Consider the following 21,454-nt stretch of genomic DNA (forward strand, 5'->3'; position numbering starts at 1 on the left):
TAACATTCATGTTTCATATTTGATCTAAGTTCATTTCTGTCATGTTTTACGGGTGTTATTTTAAAGCCGCAGGAAAGTTGTACCCATAAGAATCCTGTGGTTTTTCTTTCCAAGGACACCCTATGAAAACCTCTCTCTTTAAAAGCCTTTACTTTCAGGTCCTGACAGCGATTGCCATCGGTATTCTGCTTGGCCATTTCTACCCTGAACTGGGCGCTCAAATGAAACCGCTTGGCGACGCATTCGTTAAGCTCATTAAAATGATCATCGCGCCCGTTATCTTCTGTACCGTGGTGACCGGTATCGCTGGCATGGAAAGCATGAAGGCGGTAGGCCGGACCGGTGCGGTGGCGCTGCTGTACTTTGAAGTGGTCAGTACGATTGCGCTGATTATCGGCCTGATTATTGTCAACGTCGTGCAGCCGGGCGCGGGGATGAACGTCGATCCTTCGACGCTGGATGCGAAAGCCGTCGCCGTTTACGCCGAGCAGGCTAAAGACCAGGGCATTGTCGCCTTCCTGCTGGATGTCATTCCCGGCAGCGTGATTGGCGCCTTCGCCAGCGGGAATATCCTGCAGGTGCTGCTGTTCGCCGTGCTGTTTGGTTTTGCCCTGCACCGCCTGGGCAGCAAAGGGCAGCTGATTTTCAACGTAATCGAAAGCTTCTCACAGGTGATTTTCGGCATCATCAATATGATCATGCGCCTGGCACCCATCGGGGCGTTCGGGGCGATGGCCTTTACCATCGGTAAATATGGCGTCGGCACCCTGGTGCAGCTCGGCCAGCTGATCATCTGCTTCTATATCACCTGTATTCTGTTTGTGGTCGTGGTGCTGGGCAGTATTGCGCGCGCGACGGGCTTCAGTATTTTCAAATTTATCCGCTACATCCGCGAAGAGCTGCTGATTGTGCTGGGGACGTCGTCCTCCGAATCCGCACTGCCGCGTATGCTCGATAAAATGGAAAAACTGGGCTGCCGTAAATCGGTGGTGGGGCTGGTCATTCCGACGGGGTACTCGTTTAACCTTGATGGAACGTCGATATACCTGACCATGGCGGCGGTGTTTATCGCCCAGGCGACCAACAGCCACATGGATATCTTCCATCAGATCACCTTGCTGGTGGTGCTACTGCTCTCCTCGAAAGGGGCGGCGGGCGTGACGGGCAGCGGGTTTATCGTGCTGGCGGCGACCATCTCGGCGGTAGGGCATCTTCCGGTGGCGGGCCTGGCGCTCATTCTCGGCATCGACCGCTTTATGTCCGAAGCCCGCGCCCTGACTAACCTGGTGGGTAACGGTGTTGCCACGGTGGTGGTGGCGAAATGGGTGAAAGAGCTGGACCATAAAAAACTCGACGATACGCTGAATAACCGCGTGCCAGAGAGCAAATCCCACGGTTTATCCTCATAAATTCAGCACTTATGCCCGCTCACCCTTGTCGGGGAGCGGGCTCCTGCGCATAATAACTGCTCATACCTGTCATACTTCGACAAGATTTTTTTCGGGTATATTTCACTTCTCGCCGTGACGTTTCGCAGAACACGCGGTCTAATCGAAGTGTTTGAACGTTATCTTCAGAGTGCTCAATGTAGTGAGACACTCTTTTTAACCAGGAATGTTGATCAGGGGTTTACATGCAGGGCACAAAAATTCGACTCTTAACCGGCGGTTTGCTGATGATGGCAGCAGCCAGTTATGTGCAGGCAGATACGCTCCAGCCCGACCCAGCCTGGCAGCAGGGCACACTGGCGAATGGTTTTCAGTGGCAGGTTTTAGCCACTCCGCAACGTCCCAGTGACCGCATCGAAATTCGTCTTTCCGTCAATACCGGTTCATTAACCGAGAGCACGCAGCAGAGCGGGCTTAGCCATTTTATTCCTCGACTGGCGCTGACCCAAAGCGGCAGTTTGCAAGCAGTGCAGGTGCGTTCACTGTGGCAGCAGGGCATCGACCCGAAACGTCCACTTCCACCTGCAGTTGTCTCCTACGACTACACCATGTTTAACCTCAGCCTGCCCAACAACCGTAACGACCTTCTGAAAGAGGCCCTGACGTGGCTGGGCGATACCGCCGGTAAAGTGGCGATCACCCCCGATACAGTTAACTATGCCCTGAGCAACAGCGACATGGTGGCGACCTGGCCTGCGGATACTAAAGACGGCTGGTGGCGTTACCGCCTGAAAGGCTCATCGCTGCTGGGACACGATCCGGCAGAGCCGGTCAAACAGCCGGTGGATATCGAGCAGGTCAAATCGTTCTATCAAAAATGGTACACCCCGGATGCAATGACCCTGATTGTGGTCGGCAACGTCGACAGCCGCGCGGTGATCGAACAGATTGGCAAAACCTTTGGCGATCTGAAGGGTAAACGCGAAGTGCCTGCGCCGGTTTCAACGCTGGCTCCGCTGCGTGCCGAGCCGGTGAGCATCATGACCGACTCCGTGCGTCAGGACCGTCTGTCGCTGATGTGGGACACCCCATGGCAGCCGATTCGTGAATCCGCCGCGCTGCTGCGCTACTGGCGTGCCGATCTCGCCCGTGAAGCGCTGTTCTGGCATGTTCAGCAGACGTTGAGCAAAAACAATGCGAAGGATATCGGGATTGGCTTCGACTGCCGCGTGCTGTTCCAGCGCGGACAGTGTGCAATTAACGTGGAGTCGCCAAACGACAAGCTGAACACGAATCTCAGCGTCGTCGCCAAAGAGCTGGCCAAAGTGCGTAAAGATGGCCTGGGCGAAGAAGAGTTCAACGCGCTGGTGGCGCAGAAGAATCTGGAGCTGCAAAAACTGTTTGCAACCTACGCCCGCACTGACACGGATATCCTGATCAGCCAACGCATTCGCTCCCTGCAAAATCAGGTGGTGGATATCGCGCCGGAGCAGTATCAGAAACTGCGCCAGGACTTCCTGAACAGCCTGACCGTTGAGATGATTAATCAGGATCTGCGTCAGCAGTTGTCGCAAGATATGGCGCTTGTTCTGCTGCAGCCGAAAGGCGAGCCGGAATACAACATGAAAGAGCTACAGGCCACCTGGGATGAGATCATGTCGCACGAAGAGCGTACCGCTCAGCCTGCGGCCGATGATTTGCATCAGGATGCGACGGATATTCCGCAAGCGCAGTAATGGCGAAAAGATAATAAAACGGCAACCGATGGTTGCCGTTTTTTTTGTTTGTCAGCCGGGAGTCGTGCACGAACTCAGTCAGGCATCGCCTCGCGCGGGATAATCGCCCCGCGATACTGAATCACTGTACTGGCCGTCAGATGCCCGCGTTTTGCGGCCTCCGAAGGTGTACCACCCGTCAGGCGCACGGCCAGATATCCGGCGCTGAACGAATCGCCCGCCGCCGTGGTATCCACCACTTTTTCTTTCGCCAGTTTCACCGCAGGGACGTCCACCACGGCAGCACCTGCCACGGAGACCAGGCAGGAATCGGCGCCACGCTTAATCACCACTTCCGACACACCGGCCTGATGCGTACGAGCGATCACGTCGTCGACCGGTTTTTCGCCCCACAGGGCATCTTCGTCATCGAGGGTTAAGAACGCGATATCGGTGCAGTTCAGCATCTGCTGATAAACCTGCTGCGTCTCTTCGCGGCTCGCCCACAGGCGCGGACGGTAGTTGTTATCGAAAATCACTTTCCCGCCGTTCGCGCGGCATTCGTGGAGCAGGGAGAGCAGTTTTTCGCGGCTGGATGGGCTTAAGATTGCCAGGCTGATTCCGCTCAGGTAGAGATAATCATAGGTCGCCAGCTCTTCGCAGATGGCCGCAGATTCGTCGCTCTCTAGCCAGAATTTGGCTGCGGCTTCGTTGCGCCAGTAGTAGAACGTGCGTTCGCCGGTGCTGTCGGTCTCGATGTAGTACAGCCCCGGAAGACGGTTTTCCATACGCTGAATCAGCGACGTCTGGACGTTTTCACTCTGCCAGGCTTCCAGCATCTGCTGGCTGAAGCTGTCGGTACCGAGTGCGGTCACATAGTTGACTGTCAGCGCGTCAGGCGCGACCTGACGGGCAATATAGACCGAAGTATTCAACGTATCGCCACCAAAACCGCGGCTAACGTCCGCACCTTTTTGTGACAGCTCAATCATGCATTCGCCAATCACGGCAATTTTTTTAGACATAGTCGTGAACCTGAACCGATAAATTAATGTAAGTGTGCGCTGTGGGGATTTTATGGTCAACTATATTAAAACGTCGTTCCAAATTTTTTTTTGAGCCAGCGCGCGTTCCGGGCAGATTCTGTCATCTTAATTTCATTTTCCCCGCCAGCTGAACATAAAGTTCTCACATCCCGGGCCGATAACCTTTTGACGAGTCCAGACACGTCATCTCTTTTCAACAGGACATCTGAAATGAAGTCAGAGCAGGTTATCCAGCGGCTATGCACCACTCCGGAAGCAAGTATTGAAAGCTTGCAGGAGCATCGCTATTGGCTGCAATGTGAGCGTGCTTATACTTATCAGCCGATTTACCGCATTGACGGCAGACTCATGGCAATTGAAATCTTGACTGTCGTGACCCACCCGTCGAATCCCACGCAGCGCATCGCTCCGGATCGCTATTTCGCCGAGGTGAGCGTACGTCAGCGTCTGGATGTGCTGGAAGAGCAGCTCGAAATGCTGGGGACGAAACGGGACTTTTTCGCCCGCCACGACATTCTGGCGTCGGTGAACGTCGACGGCCCAACGCTGATCGCGCTGCGCCAGAACCCGCAGCTACAGAAACTGGTCGCCTCGCTGCCGTGGATGCGCTTTGAGCTGGTCGAGCACGTGCGCCTGCCGCAGGACTCCTCCTTTGCCTCGATGTGCGAGTTTGGCCCCCTGTGGCTGGATGATTTCGGCACGGGCATGGCGAACTTCTCTGCGTTAAGCGAAGTACGCTACGACTACATCAAAGTGGCCCGCGACCTGTTCATCATGCTGCGCCAGACCCAGGAAGGCCGCAATTTGTTCACGCTGCTATTGCAACTGATGAATCGCTATTGCCAGGGCGTGATTGTCGAAGGCGTCGAAACGCTCGAAGAGTGGCGGGATGTGCAGAACTCCCCCGCAGCGGCCGCACAGGGGTATTTCCTCTCACGTCCGGTACCGATGGATACGCTCGATAACGTCATTATCACGTTGTAACCTCTGCTGTTTCCCAGAATAGCGCGTGGCGAACACGCGCTATTCCCGGAAGCAGCGTCCCCCTTTTTTCCCATGCCTGAGCTATATTCATGAAAGGCAAGGTAATAAAAAAGGGGATAACGATGTCCAAAACCACCAGGATCGTCACCTGGGTAGCAGGGATCTTCTTGTTGTTGATTGTGGTCGCCATCATCATCATCGCGACGTTCGACTGGAACCGCCTCAAACCGACCATCAACCAGAAAGTCTCCACTGAACTGAACCGTCCCTTCGCCATTCGCGGCGATCTCGGTGTGGTCTGGGAGCGTCAGAAAGACGAAACGGGCTGGCGCAGCTGGGTGCCCTGGCCGCATGTTCATGCCAACGATATTATTCTCGGCAACCCGCCCGATATTCCGGAAGTCACCATGGTCCACCTGCCGCGCGTGGAAGCGACGCTGGCACCGTTAGCGCTGCTGACGAAAACCGTCTATCTCCCGTGGATCAAACTGCAACAGCCCGACGCGCGGCTGATTCGCCTGTCAGAGAAGAACAACAACTGGACCTTTAATCTGGCCAGCAGCGGCGAGAAAGACCCCAATGCGCCGCCGTCGGCCTGGTCTTTCCGGCTGGATAATATTCTGTTCGATCGCGGGCGGATCGCCATCGATGACAAAGTCAGCAAAGCGGATATTGAGATCCTGGTCGATCCGCTCGGTAAACCGCTGCCGTTCAGCGAAGTCACCGGCACCAAAGGCAAAGACGAGAAAACCCGCGTGGGTGATTACGTCTTTGGCCTGAAGGCGAAAGGGCGCTACAACGAGCAACCTCTCACCGGGACCGGCAAAATTGGCGGCGTACTGGCGCTGCGCAGTGAAGGCACACCGTTCCCGGTGCAGGCGGATTTCCGCTCGGGCAACACCCGCGTGGCGTTTGTCGGCACGGTACATGACCCGATGAAAATGGGCGGCGTCGATTTGCAGCTCAAATTCTCCGGCGATTCGCTCGGCGAGCTGTACGACTTAACCGGCGTCCTGCTCCCGGATACGCCACCGTTTGAGACGGACGGTCGGCTGGTCGCCAAAATCGATACAGAAAAATCGTCGGTCTTTGATTACCGCAATTTTAATGGCCGCATCGGTGACAGCGACATTCACGGCTCGCTCACCTACACCACCGGCAAACCGCGCCCGAAACTGGAAGGTGATGTGGAATCGCGCCAGCTGCGCCTCGCCGATCTCGGGCCGCTGATTGGCGTCGATTCGGGTAAAGGCGCTCAGCAATCCAAACGCTCTGAGCAGAAGAAAGGCGAGAAAGACATTCAGCCGTCGGACAAAGTGCTGCCGTACGACCGTTTTGAAACCGACAAATGGGACGTGATGGACGCCGATGTGCGCTTCAAGGGGCGCAAAATCGAGCACGGCAGCACGCTGCCGATAAGCGACCTCTCGACCCATATCATCCTGAAAAATGCCGATCTGCGCCTGCAGCCGCTGAAATTCGGGCTGGCGGGCGGGACCATCTCCTCCAACATTCACCTCGAAGGCGATAAAAAGCCGATGCAGGGGCGGGCCGATATTCAGGCGCGCAGGCTGAAGCTGAAACAGCTGATGCCGAACGTGGAGCTGATGCAGAAAACCCTCGGTGAAATGAACGGTGATGCGGATATTCGTGGGGTGGGGAACTCCATCGCGGCGCTGCTCGGCAGCAGCAACGGGAATCTCAAACTGCTGATGAATGACGGCCTGGTGAGCCGCAACCTGATGGAGATCCTCGGGCTGAACGTCGGTAACTTTATCATCGGGCAGATTTTTGGTGATGATGAAGTGCGGGTGAACTGCGCGGCCGCCAATCTGGATCTGGTCAACGGCGTGGCGCGTCCGCAGATTTTTGCCTTCGATACGGAAAATGCGGTGATCAACGTAACGGGGACGGCGAGTATGGCCTCGGAGCAGCTGGATTTAACCATCGATCCGGAGAGTAAAGGCTTCCGTATTATTACCCTGCGTTCACCGCTTTATGTGCGCGGTTCGTTCAAAAATCCGCAGGCGGGTGTCAAAGCCGGGCCGTTGATTGCGCGCGGCGCTGTCGCGGCAGCGCTGGCAACGCTTGTCACGCCAGCGGCGGCTCTGCTGGCACTGATTTCGCCGTCTGAAGGTGACACCAATCAGTGTCGGACGATTTTGTCGCAGATGAAAAAGTAACGAGGCGGGTGATGCTCTCAACCAGCCCTCTCCCGAATGAGAGAGGGTGAACAGAAATAAAAACGGCAACCCGAGGTTGCCGTTTTTAGTTATAACGACTGATGCCGCGTTTCGTGCGTCAACAGCAGCGCAATCAGCGTCAGTCCTGCCATCGCCGCCAGATACACACCCACGTAGAACAGCCCATAGTTCGCCTGCAGCCAGGTGGCGATGTACGGCGCGACAGAGGCGCCCAGAATCGATGACACGTTATAGGAGAACGACGCGCCGGTGTAACGCACTTCGGTCGGGAACAGCTCCGGCAGCAGCGCACCCATCGGGCCAAAGGTCAGCCCCATCAGGCTCAAACCAATCAGTAAGTAAGCCATCACCAGCGCCGGGCTACCTGAACCCAGCAGCGGCGGGAAGACAAACAGTGCGAAGAGAATAATCAGCGACGTAATCACGATCATGCTTGAGCGACGGCCAAATTTATCCGCCAGCAGCCCGGCAATCGGCACCATCACGCCGAAACCGATCACCGCCATCATCAGCATCCACAGCACTTCATTGCGCGGCAGACCAAGGCCCACAGGGGCTGCTGCGGTACTGAAGGTCATGGAGTAGACCGTCATAATATAAAACAGCGTATAGGTCGCCAGCATGATGAAGGTGCCGAGTACCGTCACGCGAAGGTGTTTGGTCAGCAGCGTGCCCAGCGGGATTTTCACCTGCTTTTTCGCCGCCGCGACTTTGGCGAACACCGGCGTCTCATGCAGGGAAACGCGCACATACAGGCCGATCAGCACCAGCACTGCCGAGAAGATAAACGGAATACGCCAGCCCCAGCTCATGAACTGCTCGTCGGTCAGCAGCCAGGAGAGCAGCAGGAAGGTGCCGTTCGCGAAGAAGAAGCCAATCGGCGCACCCAATTGCGGGAAAGAGCCGTACAGCGCGCGTTTACGCGGTGGCGCATTTTCTGTCGCCAGCAGCGCCGCGCCGCCCCACTCACCGCCAAGCCCCAGGCCCTGACCAAAACGCGCCAGCGCCAGCAGCATCGGTGCCAGAATACCGATTGTTTCGTAGGTCGGCAGCAGGCCAATCGCTACGGTAGAAATCCCCATCGTCAGCAGCGACGCTACCAGCGTCACTTTACGCCCGACGCGGTCGCCAAAGTGTCCGAAGACCGCCGAACCAATCGGACGGGCGATAAAGGCGATGGCGAACGTTGCCAGCGATTGCAGCGTTGCAGCCGTCGGATCACCCTGCGGGAAGAAGATATGCGGAAAAACGATGACCGCGGCGGTCGCGTAAATATAGAAATCGAAGAATTCGATAGCGGTGCCAATCAGGGAGGCAACGACGACTTTATTACGCGAGTTTACCGGCGTGCTTTCCGGTTCTGAATCAAGAGTTGTGGCTGTGGCTTGCATAAAATTTTCTTATTGTTTGGTCTGACGAAAGGCCATATTACGCATAGCAAAAGCGACATTTCAATCTGTAACAAGGGCGCGAAGCGGTGAGAAAAGCAGCAAAAAGCGGATAATATTCAGGCTGACGAAATACCTTCCATGAAATGCTTCACAGAATTTAAATATCAGTCGATAAAACTGGTTTTTGGTTAAATAAAAGTTACAGGCTGGATTTATATGCTGAAATGGTGAATCGGGCTGAAACTTTGCATTCTTATTCAGCCCGATACGGCGTTTAGCGGTGGGTTTTGCCCGGCATTCGCGGATCGTCTTTGTATTCGGCGGTGGCAATCCACGCGGCGCAGAACAGCGTCAGACGGGCGAAGAAGTAGAAGAACGCCATCAGACCGAGAACCGAGCCAAACGCCGCGCCAGACGGGGATTTCACCAGCGACGGCAGGGTGTACGTCATCACGATCTTAATCACTTCAAAGCCAATCGCGGCGATAAAGGTCCCACGGATCAGCGCTTTCTTGCGCGGACGGTGGCGCGGTAATCGCCAGAAGATCCAGAAGAACAGCAGATAGTTGGCAAAAATGGAGATCGCCAGACCAATCAGCCGCCAGGCGGGTTTCAGCCAGTCGATGTAATCCAGATAGAGCGCTGAAATGATCATCTGCTGCGCGGAACCGGCGACAGAGGTGATCGACAGCGTCACAACCAGGGCGACCAGCAGGCCAATCAGCGACACGAAATCGCGGAAATACTTAATCCAGATTTTCTCCTGATCCTGCGGCTTGCGCTCCCAGACGTCGCGCGACTGAGCGCGAATCGCCTCGCGCAGGTTCCCCATCCAGTTGATACCGGAATAGAGGGCAATCAGCAGCCCGACAATCCCCACGGTGGTACGCTGCTGCACCGCGGTGTTGATGGTGCTTTTCAGGGTGCCGGCCAGCGTCGGGTCGCTCACGTTAACCAGAATCTTGTTGAAGATGTCCTGCAAGAGCGTCGGGTGCGAGGCGAGGACAAAACCCGCCGCCGCAAATGACACCATCATAATCGGGATCATCGACAGGAAGGAGAAGTAGGTAATGGCCGCACCAAACTGGTTGCCCATGCGGTCGTTGAAGCGCTCTGCGGCGCGGATCAGGTGCGCAACCATCGGCCGGCGCTGAATCTTTTGCGCGGTTCCGGTGACGGTCTCCAGCGCTTTGGTGGCTTTAGCGGCTGAGGGGCTTTTTTGCGGCTCAGATTCCATCTTTTTGATGGGTTCGTATTCCAGTTCTTGAGTGGGTCGTTGCGGGTTGTTTTCCGGCGTCACGCGCATTTTCCTTTTTTCGTTTGGCGGGAATTTATTGAATTATAGCTCGCGACTAATCAACGTAAGCTTTCATTATCGTCGTCAGCCATTCCATGAACAGATGAACCCGCCGCGAGAGATTGCGACGATGCGGGTAAATCAGCGAAACCGGCATCGGTTCGGCGCGGTATTGCGGCAGGATCTCGACCATTTTTTTGGCCTTAAGCGCCTCGCGCACGCCGACGCGCGGCACCTGAATAATCCCCAGTCCGGCGAGACACGCCGCGTGGTAGGTCTCGGTGCTGTTAACCGTTAAAATGCCGCCGGTCTTCACCCACTGGGTGGCATCGCCGTTATAAAACTCGAAACCCTGCGGGCGGGTACCCAGATTCAGCGCGTAATGAATTACCGCGTGGGAAGCCAGATCGTCCAGCGTCTCCGGATAGCCAAAACGCGCCAGATAGTCCGGGCTGGCGCAGTTAATGATCGACAGTTTACCCAGCGAGCGGGCGATTAAGCCCGAATCCTTCAGCGTGCCGACGCGTACCACGCAGTCAAATCCTTCGCGGATGACATCGACCATCCGATCGCTGCTGCTCAATTCCAGCTCAATGCCGGGGTACTGCTGCAAAAAAGCGGGCAGTTTTGGGATGACTAAATTTCGCGCAACGCCAACGGGCATATCGACGCGCAATCGTCCGCTGATGCTGGTGGGATCATGCTGGAAAAGACCGTCCAGTTCGTCGAGGTTTGCCAGCAGATCTTTTGCCCGTTCGTAATAGACCATGCCGTCCTGCGTAAGGCTGACGCGACGCGTCGTGCGGTGCAAAAGCTGAGTACCGAGCAGGTTCTCCAGCGCCTGAATCTGGCGCGATACGCTACCTTTAGGAAGACCCAGTGTGTCCGCGGCGCGAGAAAAACTCTCCAGTTCCGCCACGCGGATGAAGAGCTGCATTGCGTGAATTTTATCCATAGGCTGCGCTCATTATTGTTATTAATGAAACAGTGAAGCGTTTTTGACCCTCTTTATTGATTTTCTATCACCTAATAAGCTCTTTCTCAATCGCCATATCAAACGAAACGAGGTTTCTCATGAGTGAACGTATTGCATTAGTGACAGGTGGCAGCCGTGGGCTGGGGAAAAACGCGGCGCTGAAGCTGGCTGCGAAGGGAACCGGAATCATCCTGACTTACCAGAGCAGCCAGAAAGAGGCGCAGGATGTTGTGCGCGAAATTGAATTAAAAGGGGTGAAAGCGGTGGCATTGCAGCTGAACGTCGGGGATACCTCGACCTTCGAACGCTTTGTCGCTGAAGTCCGCTCCCAGCTTAAACATGTGTGGCAGCGCGACACCTTCGATTATTTATTAAACAACGCCGGAACCGGTTTATATGCCCCGTTTGCAGAGACCACCGAAGCGCAATTTGATGACGCTCTGAACGTCCATTTCAAAGGCCCGTTCTTCCTGACCCAGCGCCTGCTGCCGCTGATTAAAGACGGCGGGCGCATCCTGAACGTCTCCAGCGGGCTGGCGCGCTTTGCGCAGCCTGGCTCCAGTACCTATGCGGCAATGAAAGGGGCGATGGAAGTGCTGACGCGCTATCAGGCCAAAGAGTTAGGCGCGCGTAAAATCACGGCCAACATTATCGCGCCGGGTGCGATTGAAACCGATTTTGGCGGCGGGCGAGTGCGCGATAATGCCCAAATCAATCAGATGGTGGCGTCGAACACCGCCCTTGGACGCGTCGGGCTGCCGGATGACATCGGTGATGCTATCGCCGCGTTGCTGAGCGATGAGCTGGGCTGGATGAACGCGCAGCGCATCGAAGTTTCAGGCGGGATGTTCCTGTAAATCGTTAACGGCCCTGTGCGGGATACTCATGTTTTAACAGGCTGAATATCCAGTCGTTTTGCCAGCGCTCAGCAAGCCAGTAGTTTTCACGCAGCTCGCCTTCCAGCACAAAGCCCGTTTTTTCCAGCAGGGCGCGGGAGGCGAGGTTGCCCACCGTCACCGTGGCGGTGAGACGGCGAATTCCCCCCTCATTAAACGCGTAATCACACACGGCGCGCAGCGACTCATATCCGTAGCCTTTCCCCTGTGCGTGTGGGTCGAAAATAAATCCCACTTCGGCGCAATCATTATCTCTGTGAATATATCCGGTGGCGCCCAGCGGCGTTTGGCTGGCGGTGTCGCGCACGATAAGGCACATCCAGTGCGCGCTACCTGGTTCCCACGGCTGGAGGCGTGGCTCAAAAGCCTCACGGATCACCGCAATAGGGCGCTTTTCGGCGATAAATCGCATCACATCGGGGTTTTGTTGCAGCGACAGGTAAAACGGCCAGTCCTGCTCCTCAACGGGCGAGCATGTCAGACGCGAAGTGGTGAGTACCGGCATTCGAATTCTCCCATAACTATTTTCAATGATTATAGAGCTGTCACTTTATTTCTCCATAATCTCAGTTATGGTTTAACAGCACATAAATAAAAGAAAAAATTGCCTTTAAGGCCAGCTTATTCTGCTTTGTAGTACGTTAAGGAAAATGATGACATCGGGTACTTCACACCACATCCGTGAACAATTTGAACAGTGTATTGGCATTATTCGCCACGCCTCCGTGGAGATCTTGCTGCTGCTGGATGTTCACGTCTCTGAAGGGAAAGATCCACGCTGGTTCCTGGAACAGCTCGATAATGCCCGCCTGGGTCTGGGCGGTTGGGGACCGGTAGCAAAACGGCTGAATCTGAATGACGCCGAAATGTCGGAATTCACGCTCCAGTTACGCCTTTTGCAGCAGCGCGTTCCGCAATATGAAAGCGGCCAGGACGTCAGCCAGAACCAACTGATTGCCGCCGTGCGTTTCGTCACGGCGCTGGAGCATCTGCGGTTGCAGCAGCCGCTGCTGGGCTACAACACCGACCTGGCGCCAGGCAATGAATCCCTGCAATTGCAGGCCCATAAGCAGGTGCGCGCCCTTGAGCTGATGATTAAATCCTTGATCATGCAGGCGTGGCCCGATCCGGTTCGGCTCAATAACCATCTGAAAACGCTCTTCAATGCCGACCGGGTCCGGCGCTGGCTGAAGAACAGCGAACGCAACGATGTGTTGAGCGGCATGTTGTTCAGCGAAATGGCGCAGATGCTGGTGGATAAGAAAGAATTTAGCCGCTACTACTCGTCGCTGTTTAATGACCGCACGAACCTGACGTTGCTCGTTGAGCCGCGTAAAACCCTGCAGACTTTCCTCGATGATATCCGCCAGATCCGCAATATGCTGACGGTGCAGCAGGCGCTCAGCTCGGCGCAACTTCTGCTGCTCGATAATTACTATGCCCAGATAGCGGGGCCGATTCAGCGGGCGTTTGAAGAGGGACGCACGCGCATCAACCCGACAGGGCTGATGGCGGTCGATGCCAGCGAACTGCACAGCTTCTGGGAAAATGCGCAGAAAATGGATCGGCAGACCGGCGGCGATCTGTTTGAAATTCGCGACAGCATTGAAAAACCGACGCAACGCACGCCGCGCACGCCTGAACAGCGCGATCAGCTGATCTCCAGCGCGCTGTGGGGCGCCGTGGGGGTGATGGTGCTCGCCATCATTGCAGGCGGAGTGTGGCTGGTGACCAGCGGCACGCCTTCGTCGGCGGCGGCGAATGTCAGCCCCGAGCCGCAGCAGGTGGCGAAAGAGATGCGCGAAGCCCCGTCCTCACGGGAAAAACTGACCCGTATGGGCGTGACCTGGGATGAGAACAATTTCCGTTCGGCCATCGATCGCAACGACACGCGTGCGGCGCTGCTGTTCCTGCAGGGCGGGATGGACTGGAAACTGGCCTGGACCGAGCAGGCGATGTCCGCCGGGTACGATGACGTGCTGGAGGTGTTGCTGCGCTATCGCCTGCAAATGGTAGAGCAGAAACCGTGCCGTCGGTTTATTGCCACTCTGAGCCATGCGATGTCGAACGGGGAGGCGATGACCTCCATGCGCAAGCAATATCTCCAGGCGTTCTGTACGGTGCCCGCCGTCGTGCAGCGTCAGAAATATGAAGCCGACCAGGCTAAGCGACGTGCTCAGGCGCAGCCGGATGCCAGCAGCAAAAAATGGCAATCTATTCAGACCGCCATTTATGATGTGATTCGGTAAACCGGCTCCTGCCGCCCTCTCCCGAAAGGGGGAGGGGAAATCACGGTTCGCCGTACAATCCAATCAACCGTCTCACCACGCCGTTGGTCCAGCCAAAACCATCCTGCAACGGATATTCGCCCCCGCCCCCTTCGCGCGGGGTGCTGCTGGCGATGTGATATTTCTCGATCAGCTTGTGGTGCGTTTTGTAGAAGTGATTCACCGTTTGCAGCCAGCTCCAGGCGATCTCATCGCCCAGCGAGTCATTGCCGTACTGCTTAAACCCCTGAATCGCCATCCACTGTAGCGGCGCCCAGCCGTTCGGTTTATCCCACTGCTCGCCCGTTTCGTGTTCAGTGGCGAGTATCCCGCCCGGGGTCAGCAGGCGCGCTTTCACCGTATCGGCCAGCCGGTCGGCCTGTTCGTGGGTAGACATCCCAACGTACAACGGCACAATGCTGGCGGCAGAGAACAGCCCCATCTCTTCCCGACGCCAGTCGTAATCGCGATAACAGCCGTTTTCGTCGTCCCACAGGAAGCGGTTCACGGCCGCGCGGCGGTCATTCGCTTTCTGGCGGAAGGCGGTTTCCGTCTCTTTGTCGCCTTTTGCGGCGGAGATGTTGGCGATAGCGCTTTCCAGCTTAAACAGGAACGCATTCAGATCGATCGGGATAAACTGCGTGGTGCGAATGCTGGCGAGACGCCCGGCATCGCGCAGCCAGCGGGAGGAGTAGTCCCAGCCCGACGCCGCGCCTGCGCGCAGATCCCGATAGACTTCGTTTGGTGGTCGGCCCGAATGTTTGGCCGTTTCCACGTCTTCTATCCAGGACTCGTCACGCGGCGTGTCGCGGTCGTCCCAGTAGCGGTTGAGCAGCGAGCCGTCCGGCATACGCACCACGTGGCGATAGGCCTGATTCAGCACCAGCGATTCCGCGCCATCCATCCAGAAGGCGTACTCCATCAGCAGGTGGTCCAGATAACGTTTCGCGCCGCGCACGCCGTCCTCTTCGAACAGCTCAACCATCAAGGCGAAGACCGGCGGCTGCGAGCGGCTGAGATAATAGGTGCGATTCCCGTTAGGAATGTGGCCGTAACGTTCAATCATCCACGCAAAGTTGTCGGCCATACACTTGAGCAGGTCGTTGCGCCCGCTCTCCGCCAGCCCGAGCATGGTGAAATAGGAGTCCCAGTAGTAGGTCTCGCTAAAACGCCCGCCGGGGACGATGTACGCCTGTGGCAGCGCCAGCAGGGATGACCACGGAATATGGTCCTGCGGCTCGCGCGTCAACACGGGCCACAGATTATCAATGTGCTCTTTCAGCGAAAGACTCGGGTCTGAGACATACTCAGTGGTCAGCGACTCGGGCATCCAGAAGTGGTTTTCGACAAAGCGCTTAAGGTCAAAATCCCGGTGGCGTCGCACCTTACGGTAGCGAATAAGGATATCGAGCGGATCCATTTTCGGCGCGCAGTCGGGGAAGGTTTTGCTATCAGCAAACAGACGCGTCGACTGAACGTGTTCAAAAAGCTCTAGATAGCGATCGGCAGGCGTGAGCGCGTCAGACGCGGGCAGCCCTTCGATCATTTCGGGTTCCGGTTCCGCCTCGATCATCTCATCCAGTTTCAACTCGCAGGGATCGGTTTCGTAGCGAATCTCTTCCGCAATCTCGAACTCGACGATATCTGCAGCGTGTAATTTCTGGTTGAACATGGTGGTTAGGACCTCCGGTTTGCGTCGTCACACATACGGGTGTTTCCCGGGCATCTTCTAAGCTTAGACACTCGCTTCGGTGTGTGAAGGACGAAGTGTGCGGTGGATCACGTTTTGGTTTATCGACTGGCTTAAGTAAATCAAGGGTATCTGTTTGATTTTACTATTTTTAATAGAGTTTATAATCGCGAGAGTCGCCAGAGAAATTCAGAGCATTCGTTTTGCAACGATTTATGAATGATCAAACAAAATGCCCCTCGGGAGAGGGGCATTGGGGATTAACGCATGGTGACAAACTCTTCCGCCGCGGTCGGGTGGATCGCTACGGTATTGTCGAAGTCTTTCTTAGTGGCACCCATTTTCAGCGCCACCGCGAAGCCCTGCAGGATTTCATCCATGCCGAAGCCGATGCCGTGAATACCGACGATTTTCTCTTCCGGGCCGACGCACACCAGTTTCATGCGGCACGGCTGGCGGTGAGAGGTGACTGCGGTGTACATCGCCGTAAAGGACGATTTATACACTTTCACCTGGTCGTCGCCGTGCAGATCGCGCGCCTGCGGCTCGGTTAAACCGACGGTGCCGATTGGCGGGTGGCTGAAGACCACGGTCGGGATATTGCTGTAATCCAGATGCTCGTCCGGCTTGTTGTTGAACAGACGCTCGGACAGGCGACGGCCAGCGGCGACGGCAACCGGCGTCAGCTCGACCGCACCGGTGTTATCACCGACCGCATAAATTCCTGGAACACTGGTGTTCTGGAACTTATCGACAACGATGTAGCCTTTGTCGTTGGTTTTCACGCCGGTTACGGCCAGGTTGAAATTGTCATTCGCCGGTTCACGGCCAATCGCCCAGATCAGGCAGTCGACGGTCTGGCTGCGGCCATCTTCCAGCTCCAGCGTCAGGCTGCCGTCGGCGTTTTTCACCACCGCTTTTGGTACGGCGTTGGTGTGCAGTTTTGGACCTTCGGCGTTCATCACTTCAACCAGCGTCTCTACGATCAGCGGATCAAAGCTGCGCAGCGGCGCGTGTTTACGTACGAACAGGTGCGCTTCGGCGCCCAGGCCGTTAATCACGCCTGCCAGTTCAACGGCGATGTAACCCGCACCCACTACTGCCACGCGTTTTGGCAGCGCAGGTAGTTCGAAGAAACCATCGGAGTCGATACCGTATTCCACGCCCGGAATGTCCGGGTGGCTCGGACGGCCGCCGGTGGCGATCAGGATATGATCGGCAGTGATCGTCTCGCCGTTCACTTCGATCGTTTTCGCATCGACGAAGCGCGCAAAGCCACGGATCACATCGACATTGTTTTTGCCCAGCACGTTGTCATACGAAGTATGGATGCGGTCAATGTAAGCGGTACGGCTGGCAATCAGCTTGTCCCAGTCGAAGTGATTGATGGTGGTATCGAAACCGTAATCCGGGCCATACATATGGATGGCCTCGCGGATTTGCGCGGCGTGCCACATCACTTTTTTCGGTACACAACCGACGTTCACGCAGGTGCCGCCCAGCTCTTTGGCTTCAATCAGCGCACATTTTTGGCCGTACATGGCTGCACGGTTAATAGAGGCGATACCGCCACTGCCGCCGCCAATGGCGATGTAGTCATAATGCTTGCTCATGGGTCATATCCTTAATTTCTGATTGCCGCGATTGTATACCTGAAATCAATAGGTTCCACCGATGACTGCGATTACTCAGGCACGATCCAGCTGACGGTCGCGTGGCCATGACCACTCGGCACCAGCGTTTTGTGCAGCCACGGCAGCACGTTGTTCATTTGCGCTTCGAGCTTCCACGGCGGGTTGATGACGATCATCCCGGACGCGGTCATACCGCGCTGATCGCTGTCCGGACGCACCGCCAGTTCGATCTGCATGATTTTGCGGATACCGGTCGCTTCCAGCTCTTTGATCATACGTTTGATTTGCGCGCGCAGGACCACCGGATACCACAGGGCATAGGTGCCGGTCGCGAAGCGTTTGTAGCCTTCGTTGATGCCGGTCACAACGGCCTGATAGTCGGTTTTAATTTCATACGGCGGGTCGATCAGCACCAAACCGCGACGGGAGACCGGCGGCAGTTTAGATTTAAGCTGCTGGTAGCCGTCGGCTTTTTCCACGCGTGCGCGGTCATCCTTCTGGAACTCGGAACGCAGCAGCGGGAAGTCGCTCGGATGCAGCTCAGTCAGCTGGAGGCTGTCCTGCTCACGCAGCAGCTGGCGCGCAATCAGCGGCGAGCCAGGGTAGTAGCGCAGCTGGCCGCTGCGGTTGAAATGGTTCACCACGCTGATGTACGGCTCCAGCTCAGCCGGAAGATCGTCCTGCTGCCAGATGCGGGCGATACCTTCCAGATATTCACCGGTGCGCTCCGCGTGCTGGCTGCTGAGCTGGTAGCGGCCCGCGCCCGCGTGGGTGTCCAGATAGAGAAACGGCTTATCTTTCTCTTTCAGAGATTCAATAATCAGACTCTGAACGGTGTGCTTGAGGACATCGGCGTGGTTGCCCGCGTGGAAGCTGTGGCGATAACTGAGCATGGGTAAAGGTGTTCCAGGTAATAAACGATTTGCCACAGTTTACAGCAGAACGCTGCAGATTACCCGTAGGCCCGGTAAGTGCAGCGCCTGGCATTGAAATTCACTACACTTATCCCCATTACAGAAACAATATGCCCAGCGCCGGATGCGCGCTTCATTCACCTCATTCAACAGGACAGCGCTTATGACCAATCCATTACTCACGCCTTTTTCGTTGCCGCCCTTTTCTAAAATCCTCCCTGAACACGTTGTCCCGGCTGTAACTCAGTCGCTGGATAATTGTCGCGAGGCGGTAGAGCGAGTGGTCGCGCAGGGCGCGCCGTACACCTGGGATAACCTGTGCCAGCGCCTGGCGGAAGTGGATGACGTACTGGGTCGCATTTTCTCGCCGGTGAGCCATCTTAATTCGGTGAAAAACAGCCCGGAACTGCGCGAAGCCTATGAACAAACCCTGCCGCTGCTCTCTGAGTACAGCACCTGGGTCGGCCAGCACGAAGGGTTGTATAACGCCTATCGCGATCTGCGCGACGGCGAAAACTACGCAAAACTGGATACTGCCCAGAAGAAAGCGGTCGATAACGCGCTGCGTGATTTTGAGCTGTCAGGCATTGGCCTGCCGAAAGAGAAACAGCAGCGCTATGGCGAAATCGCTGCGCGTCTGTCTGAGCTGGGCAACCAGTACAGCAACAACGTACTCGACGCCACCATGGGCTGGTCAAAACTGATCACCGACGAAGCCGAGCTGGCAGGTATGCCGGAAAGCGCGCTGGCCGCCGCCAAAGCGCAGGCCGAAGCGAAAGAGCAGGAAGGCTATCTGCTGACGCTGGATATCCCGAGCTATCTGCCGGTGATGACGTACTGCGATAACCAGGCGCTGCGTGAAGAGCTCTACCGCGCGTACAGCACCCGCGCCTCTGACCAGGGGCCGAACGCCGGTAAATGGGACAACAGCCCGGTAATGGCCGAAATCCTCGCCCTGCGCCACGAGCTGGCGCAACTGCTGGGCTTCGACAGCTACGCCGAAAAATCCCTCGCCACCAAAATGGCGGAAAACCCACAGCAGGTACTTGATTTCTTAACCGATCTGGCAAAACGCGCGCGTCCACAGGGTGAAAAAGAGCTGGCCCAGCTGCGTGCATTCGCTAAAGCGGAGTGCGGCGTTGATGAGCTGCAGCCGTGGGATATCGCCTACTACAGCGAAAAACAGAAACAGCATCTCTACAGCATCAGCGACGAGCAGCTGCGCCCGTACTTCCCGGAAAGCAAAGCCGTGAACGGCCTGTTCGAAGTGGTGAAACGCATTTACGGCATTACCGCAAAAGAGCGTCACGACGTGGAAGTGTGGCACCCGGAAGTGCGTTTCTTCGAGCTGTACGATGAGAAAAACGAGCTGCGCGGAAGTTTCTATCTGGATCTGTATGCGCGAGAAAACAAACGTGGCGGCGCGTGGATGGACGACTGCGTCGGCCAGATGCGTAAAGCGGACGGCTCGCTGCAAAAACCGGTCGCCTACCTGACCTGTAACTTTAACCGTCCGGTAAACGGTAAACCGGCGCTGTTCACGCATGACGAAGTGATCACCCTGTTCCATGAATTCGGTCACGGCCTGCACCATATGCTGACCCGTATCGAAGCGGCGGGCGTTTCTGGCATCAGCGGTGTGCCGTGGGATGCCGTCGAGCTGCCGAGCCAGTTTATGGAAAACTGGTGCTGGGAGCCGGACGCACTGGCGTTTATCTCCGGTCACTACGAAACCGGCGAACCGCTGCCGAAAGCGTTGCTGGATAAAATGCTGGCGGCGAAAAACTACCAGGCAGCGATGTTTATCCTGCGTCAGCTGGAGTTCGGTCTGTTCGATTTCCGTCTGCACGCCGAGTTCAGCCCGGAGCAGGGCGCGAAAATCCTCGAAACCCTCGGCGAAATCAAGAAGCAGGTGGCGCTCATTCCGGGTCCATCGTGGGGCCGTTTCCCGCATGCCTTCAGCCATATCTTCGCGGGCGGTTATGCGGCGGGTTACTACAGCTACCTGTGGGCCGACGTTCTGGCAGCCGATGCGTTCTCTCGCTTCGAAGAAGAGGGGATTTTCAACCGTGATACCGGTCAGTCGTTCCTGGATAACATCCTGACACGCGGCGGTTCCGAAGAGCCGATGGAGCTGTTCAAACGCTTCCGTGGCCGCGAGCCGCAGCTGGATGCGATGCTGGAACATTACGGAATCAAAGGCTAATCGCGTTCGTGAAAATTTGTTTGATAGATGAAACAGGCGCCGGAGACGGCGCCTTATCTGTTCTGGCTGCCCGCTGGGGCTTGAGCACGATGCCGATAACCTGATGGCGCTGGTGATGACGCCGGAACATCTGGAACTGCGCAAATGCGATGAGCCAAAGCTTGGCGGGATCTTTGTCGATTTTGTGGGCGGTGCGATGGCGCATCGCCGCAAGTTTGGCGGCGGTCGCGGTGAAGCGGTGGCGAAGGCGGTCGGCGTGAAGGGCAGCTATCTGCCGGACGTGGTGGACGCGACGGCAGGGCTGGGGCGTGATGCCTTTGTGCTGGCGTCTGTAGGCTGCCGTGTACGGATGCTTGAGCGTAACCCGGTGGTCGCTGCACTCCTTGACGATGGTCTGGCGCGTGGCTATGCCGACCTGGAGATAGGCCCGTGGTTGCAGGAACGCCTGCAGCTGATCCACGCCTCCAGCCTGACGGCGCTTACAGATATCACGCCGCGCCCGCAGGTGGTCTATCTCGATCCGATGTTCCCGCACAAGCAGAAGAGTGCGCTGGTAAAGAAAGAGATGCGCGTGTTTCAGTCGCTGGTGGGACCGGATCTGGATGCGGATGGATTGCTTGAACCCGCACGCCAGCTGGCGACCAAACGGGTGGTGGTGAAGCGCCCGGACTACGCACCGCCGCTGGCGGATGTGGCAACCACCAACGCGGTCGTCACGAAAGGGCATCGGTTTGATATTTATTCGGGCACGCCAGAATAACAAAGCCCGGTGACGCATGCGCTCACCGGGCCTACACATCTGATCATAGGCCGGGCAAACGCTAGCGCCGCCCGGCAATGTCAAAC

General features: G+C 56.5%; 15 protein-coding genes and 1 pseudogene. 8 read left to right on the top strand and 8 right to left on the bottom strand.

Annotated elements, in window-relative coordinates:
• The first annotated feature begins 122 nt into the window (after positions 1-122).
• Positions 123-1,409, top strand: a complete 1,287-nt coding sequence (dctA, locus tag DAI21_RS05660; protein WP_100778496.1) for a C4-dicarboxylate transporter DctC — start codon at positions 123-125, stop codon at positions 1,407-1,409.
• A gap of 224 nt (positions 1,410-1,633) precedes the next feature.
• Positions 1,634-3,124, top strand: coding sequence for a pitrilysin family protein (locus DAI21_RS05665; RefSeq protein WP_100778497.1), 1,491 nt, complete (start codon positions 1,634-1,636; stop codon positions 3,122-3,124).
• A gap of 74 nt (positions 3,125-3,198) precedes the next feature.
• Here the strand turns inward: DAI21_RS05665 and DAI21_RS05670 are convergent, their stop codons facing one another.
• Positions 3,199-4,128, bottom strand: coding sequence for a sugar kinase (locus DAI21_RS05670; protein ID WP_123429833.1), 930 nt, complete (start codon positions 4,126-4,128; stop codon positions 3,199-3,201).
• Between the two features lie 231 nt (positions 4,129-4,359).
• Here DAI21_RS05670 and pdeH point away from each other — a divergent pair, with 231 nt between their 5' ends.
• Together pdeH and DAI21_RS05680 are read left to right on the top strand one after the other, a co-directional pair.
• The gene (gene pdeH, locus DAI21_RS05675) at positions 4,360-5,133 is read left to right on the top strand and encodes a cyclic-guanylate-specific phosphodiesterase (protein ID WP_100778499.1); all 774 of its coding nucleotides are present in this window, start codon (positions 4,360-4,362) and stop codon (positions 5,131-5,133) included.
• A gap of 122 nt (positions 5,134-5,255) precedes the next feature.
• Entirely contained in the window at positions 5,256-7,316 is a 2,061-nt protein-coding gene (locus DAI21_RS05680) for an AsmA family protein (RefSeq protein WP_100778500.1), read from the top strand.
• Positions 7,317-7,405: 89 nt separating this feature from the next.
• On the opposite strand, the gene DAI21_RS05685 is transcribed toward DAI21_RS05680, so the two are convergent.
• From DAI21_RS05685 to DAI21_RS05695, 3 genes are all read right to left on the bottom strand, one after another.
• Positions 7,406-8,728 carry an MFS transporter gene (locus tag DAI21_RS05685; RefSeq protein ID WP_100778501.1) on the bottom strand — a complete coding sequence of 441 codons (1,323 nt, stop codon included), beginning with the start codon at positions 8,726-8,728 and terminating at the stop codon, positions 7,406-7,408.
• A 274-nt stretch (positions 8,729-9,002) separates the two neighbouring features.
• A complete protein-coding gene (gene yhjD, locus DAI21_RS05690) occupies positions 9,003-10,028 on the bottom strand; it encodes an inner membrane protein YhjD (protein WP_107704219.1) in 1,026 nt (341 codons plus the stop codon).
• A 52-nt stretch (positions 10,029-10,080) separates the two neighbouring features.
• Positions 10,081-10,980 (bottom strand): LysR family transcriptional regulator, encoded by a 900-nt coding sequence (locus DAI21_RS05695; RefSeq protein ID WP_100778502.1) that lies wholly within the window; start codon positions 10,978-10,980, stop codon positions 10,081-10,083.
• A 119-nt stretch (positions 10,981-11,099) separates the two neighbouring features.
• Here DAI21_RS05695 and DAI21_RS05700 point away from each other — a divergent pair, with 119 nt between their 5' ends.
• Entirely contained in the window at positions 11,100-11,858 is a 759-nt protein-coding gene (locus DAI21_RS05700; RefSeq protein WP_107702665.1) for an SDR family NAD(P)-dependent oxidoreductase, read from the top strand.
• Positions 11,859-11,862: 4 nt separating this feature from the next.
• On the opposite strand, the gene DAI21_RS05705 is transcribed toward DAI21_RS05700, so the two are convergent.
• Complete coding sequence (locus DAI21_RS05705; RefSeq protein WP_107702666.1) at positions 11,863-12,402, bottom strand: GNAT family N-acetyltransferase; 540 nt, start codon at positions 12,400-12,402, stop codon at positions 11,863-11,865.
• Positions 12,403-12,550: 148 nt separating this feature from the next.
• Here DAI21_RS05705 and DAI21_RS05710 point away from each other — a divergent pair, with 148 nt between their 5' ends.
• A complete protein-coding gene (locus tag DAI21_RS05710) occupies positions 12,551-14,146 on the top strand; it encodes an STY4199 family HEPN domain-containing protein (RefSeq protein ID WP_102105279.1) in 1,596 nt (531 codons plus the stop codon).
• A 40-nt stretch (positions 14,147-14,186) separates the two neighbouring features.
• On the opposite strand, the gene DAI21_RS05715 is transcribed toward DAI21_RS05710, so the two are convergent.
• From DAI21_RS05715 to DAI21_RS05725, 3 genes are all read right to left on the bottom strand, one after another.
• On the bottom strand, positions 14,187-15,836 hold the full coding sequence (locus DAI21_RS05715; RefSeq protein ID WP_100778506.1) for an alpha,alpha-trehalase: 1,650 nt from the start codon (positions 15,834-15,836) through the stop codon (positions 14,187-14,189).
• A gap of 278 nt (positions 15,837-16,114) precedes the next feature.
• Positions 16,115-17,467, bottom strand: a complete 1,353-nt coding sequence (gorA, locus tag DAI21_RS05720; protein WP_107702667.1) for a glutathione-disulfide reductase — start codon at positions 17,465-17,467, stop codon at positions 16,115-16,117.
• Between the two features lie 71 nt (positions 17,468-17,538).
• Positions 17,539-18,381: a 23S rRNA (adenine(2030)-N(6))-methyltransferase RlmJ gene (locus DAI21_RS05725; RefSeq protein WP_100778508.1), complete on the bottom strand. Its 843-nt coding sequence runs from the start codon at positions 18,379-18,381 to the stop codon at positions 17,539-17,541.
• Positions 18,382-18,565: 184 nt separating this feature from the next.
• On the opposite strand from DAI21_RS05725, the gene prlC reads away from it, so the two are divergent.
• Both prlC and rsmJ read left to right on the top strand, forming a co-directional pair.
• Positions 18,566-20,608 carry an oligopeptidase A gene (gene prlC / locus DAI21_RS05730; RefSeq protein WP_100778509.1) on the top strand — a complete coding sequence of 681 codons (2,043 nt, stop codon included), beginning with the start codon at positions 18,566-18,568 and terminating at the stop codon, positions 20,606-20,608.
• An 8-nt stretch (positions 20,609-20,616) separates the two neighbouring features.
• Positions 20,617-21,368, top strand: a pseudogene (gene rsmJ, locus DAI21_RS05735) (16S rRNA (guanine(1516)-N(2))-methyltransferase RsmJ).
• Positions 21,369-21,454: the final 86 nt, after the last annotated feature.

Source organism: Lelliottia sp. WB101 (assembly GCF_003051885.1).
Taxonomy (GTDB): Bacteria; Pseudomonadota; Gammaproteobacteria; order Enterobacterales; family Enterobacteriaceae; genus Enterobacter; species Enterobacter nimipressuralis.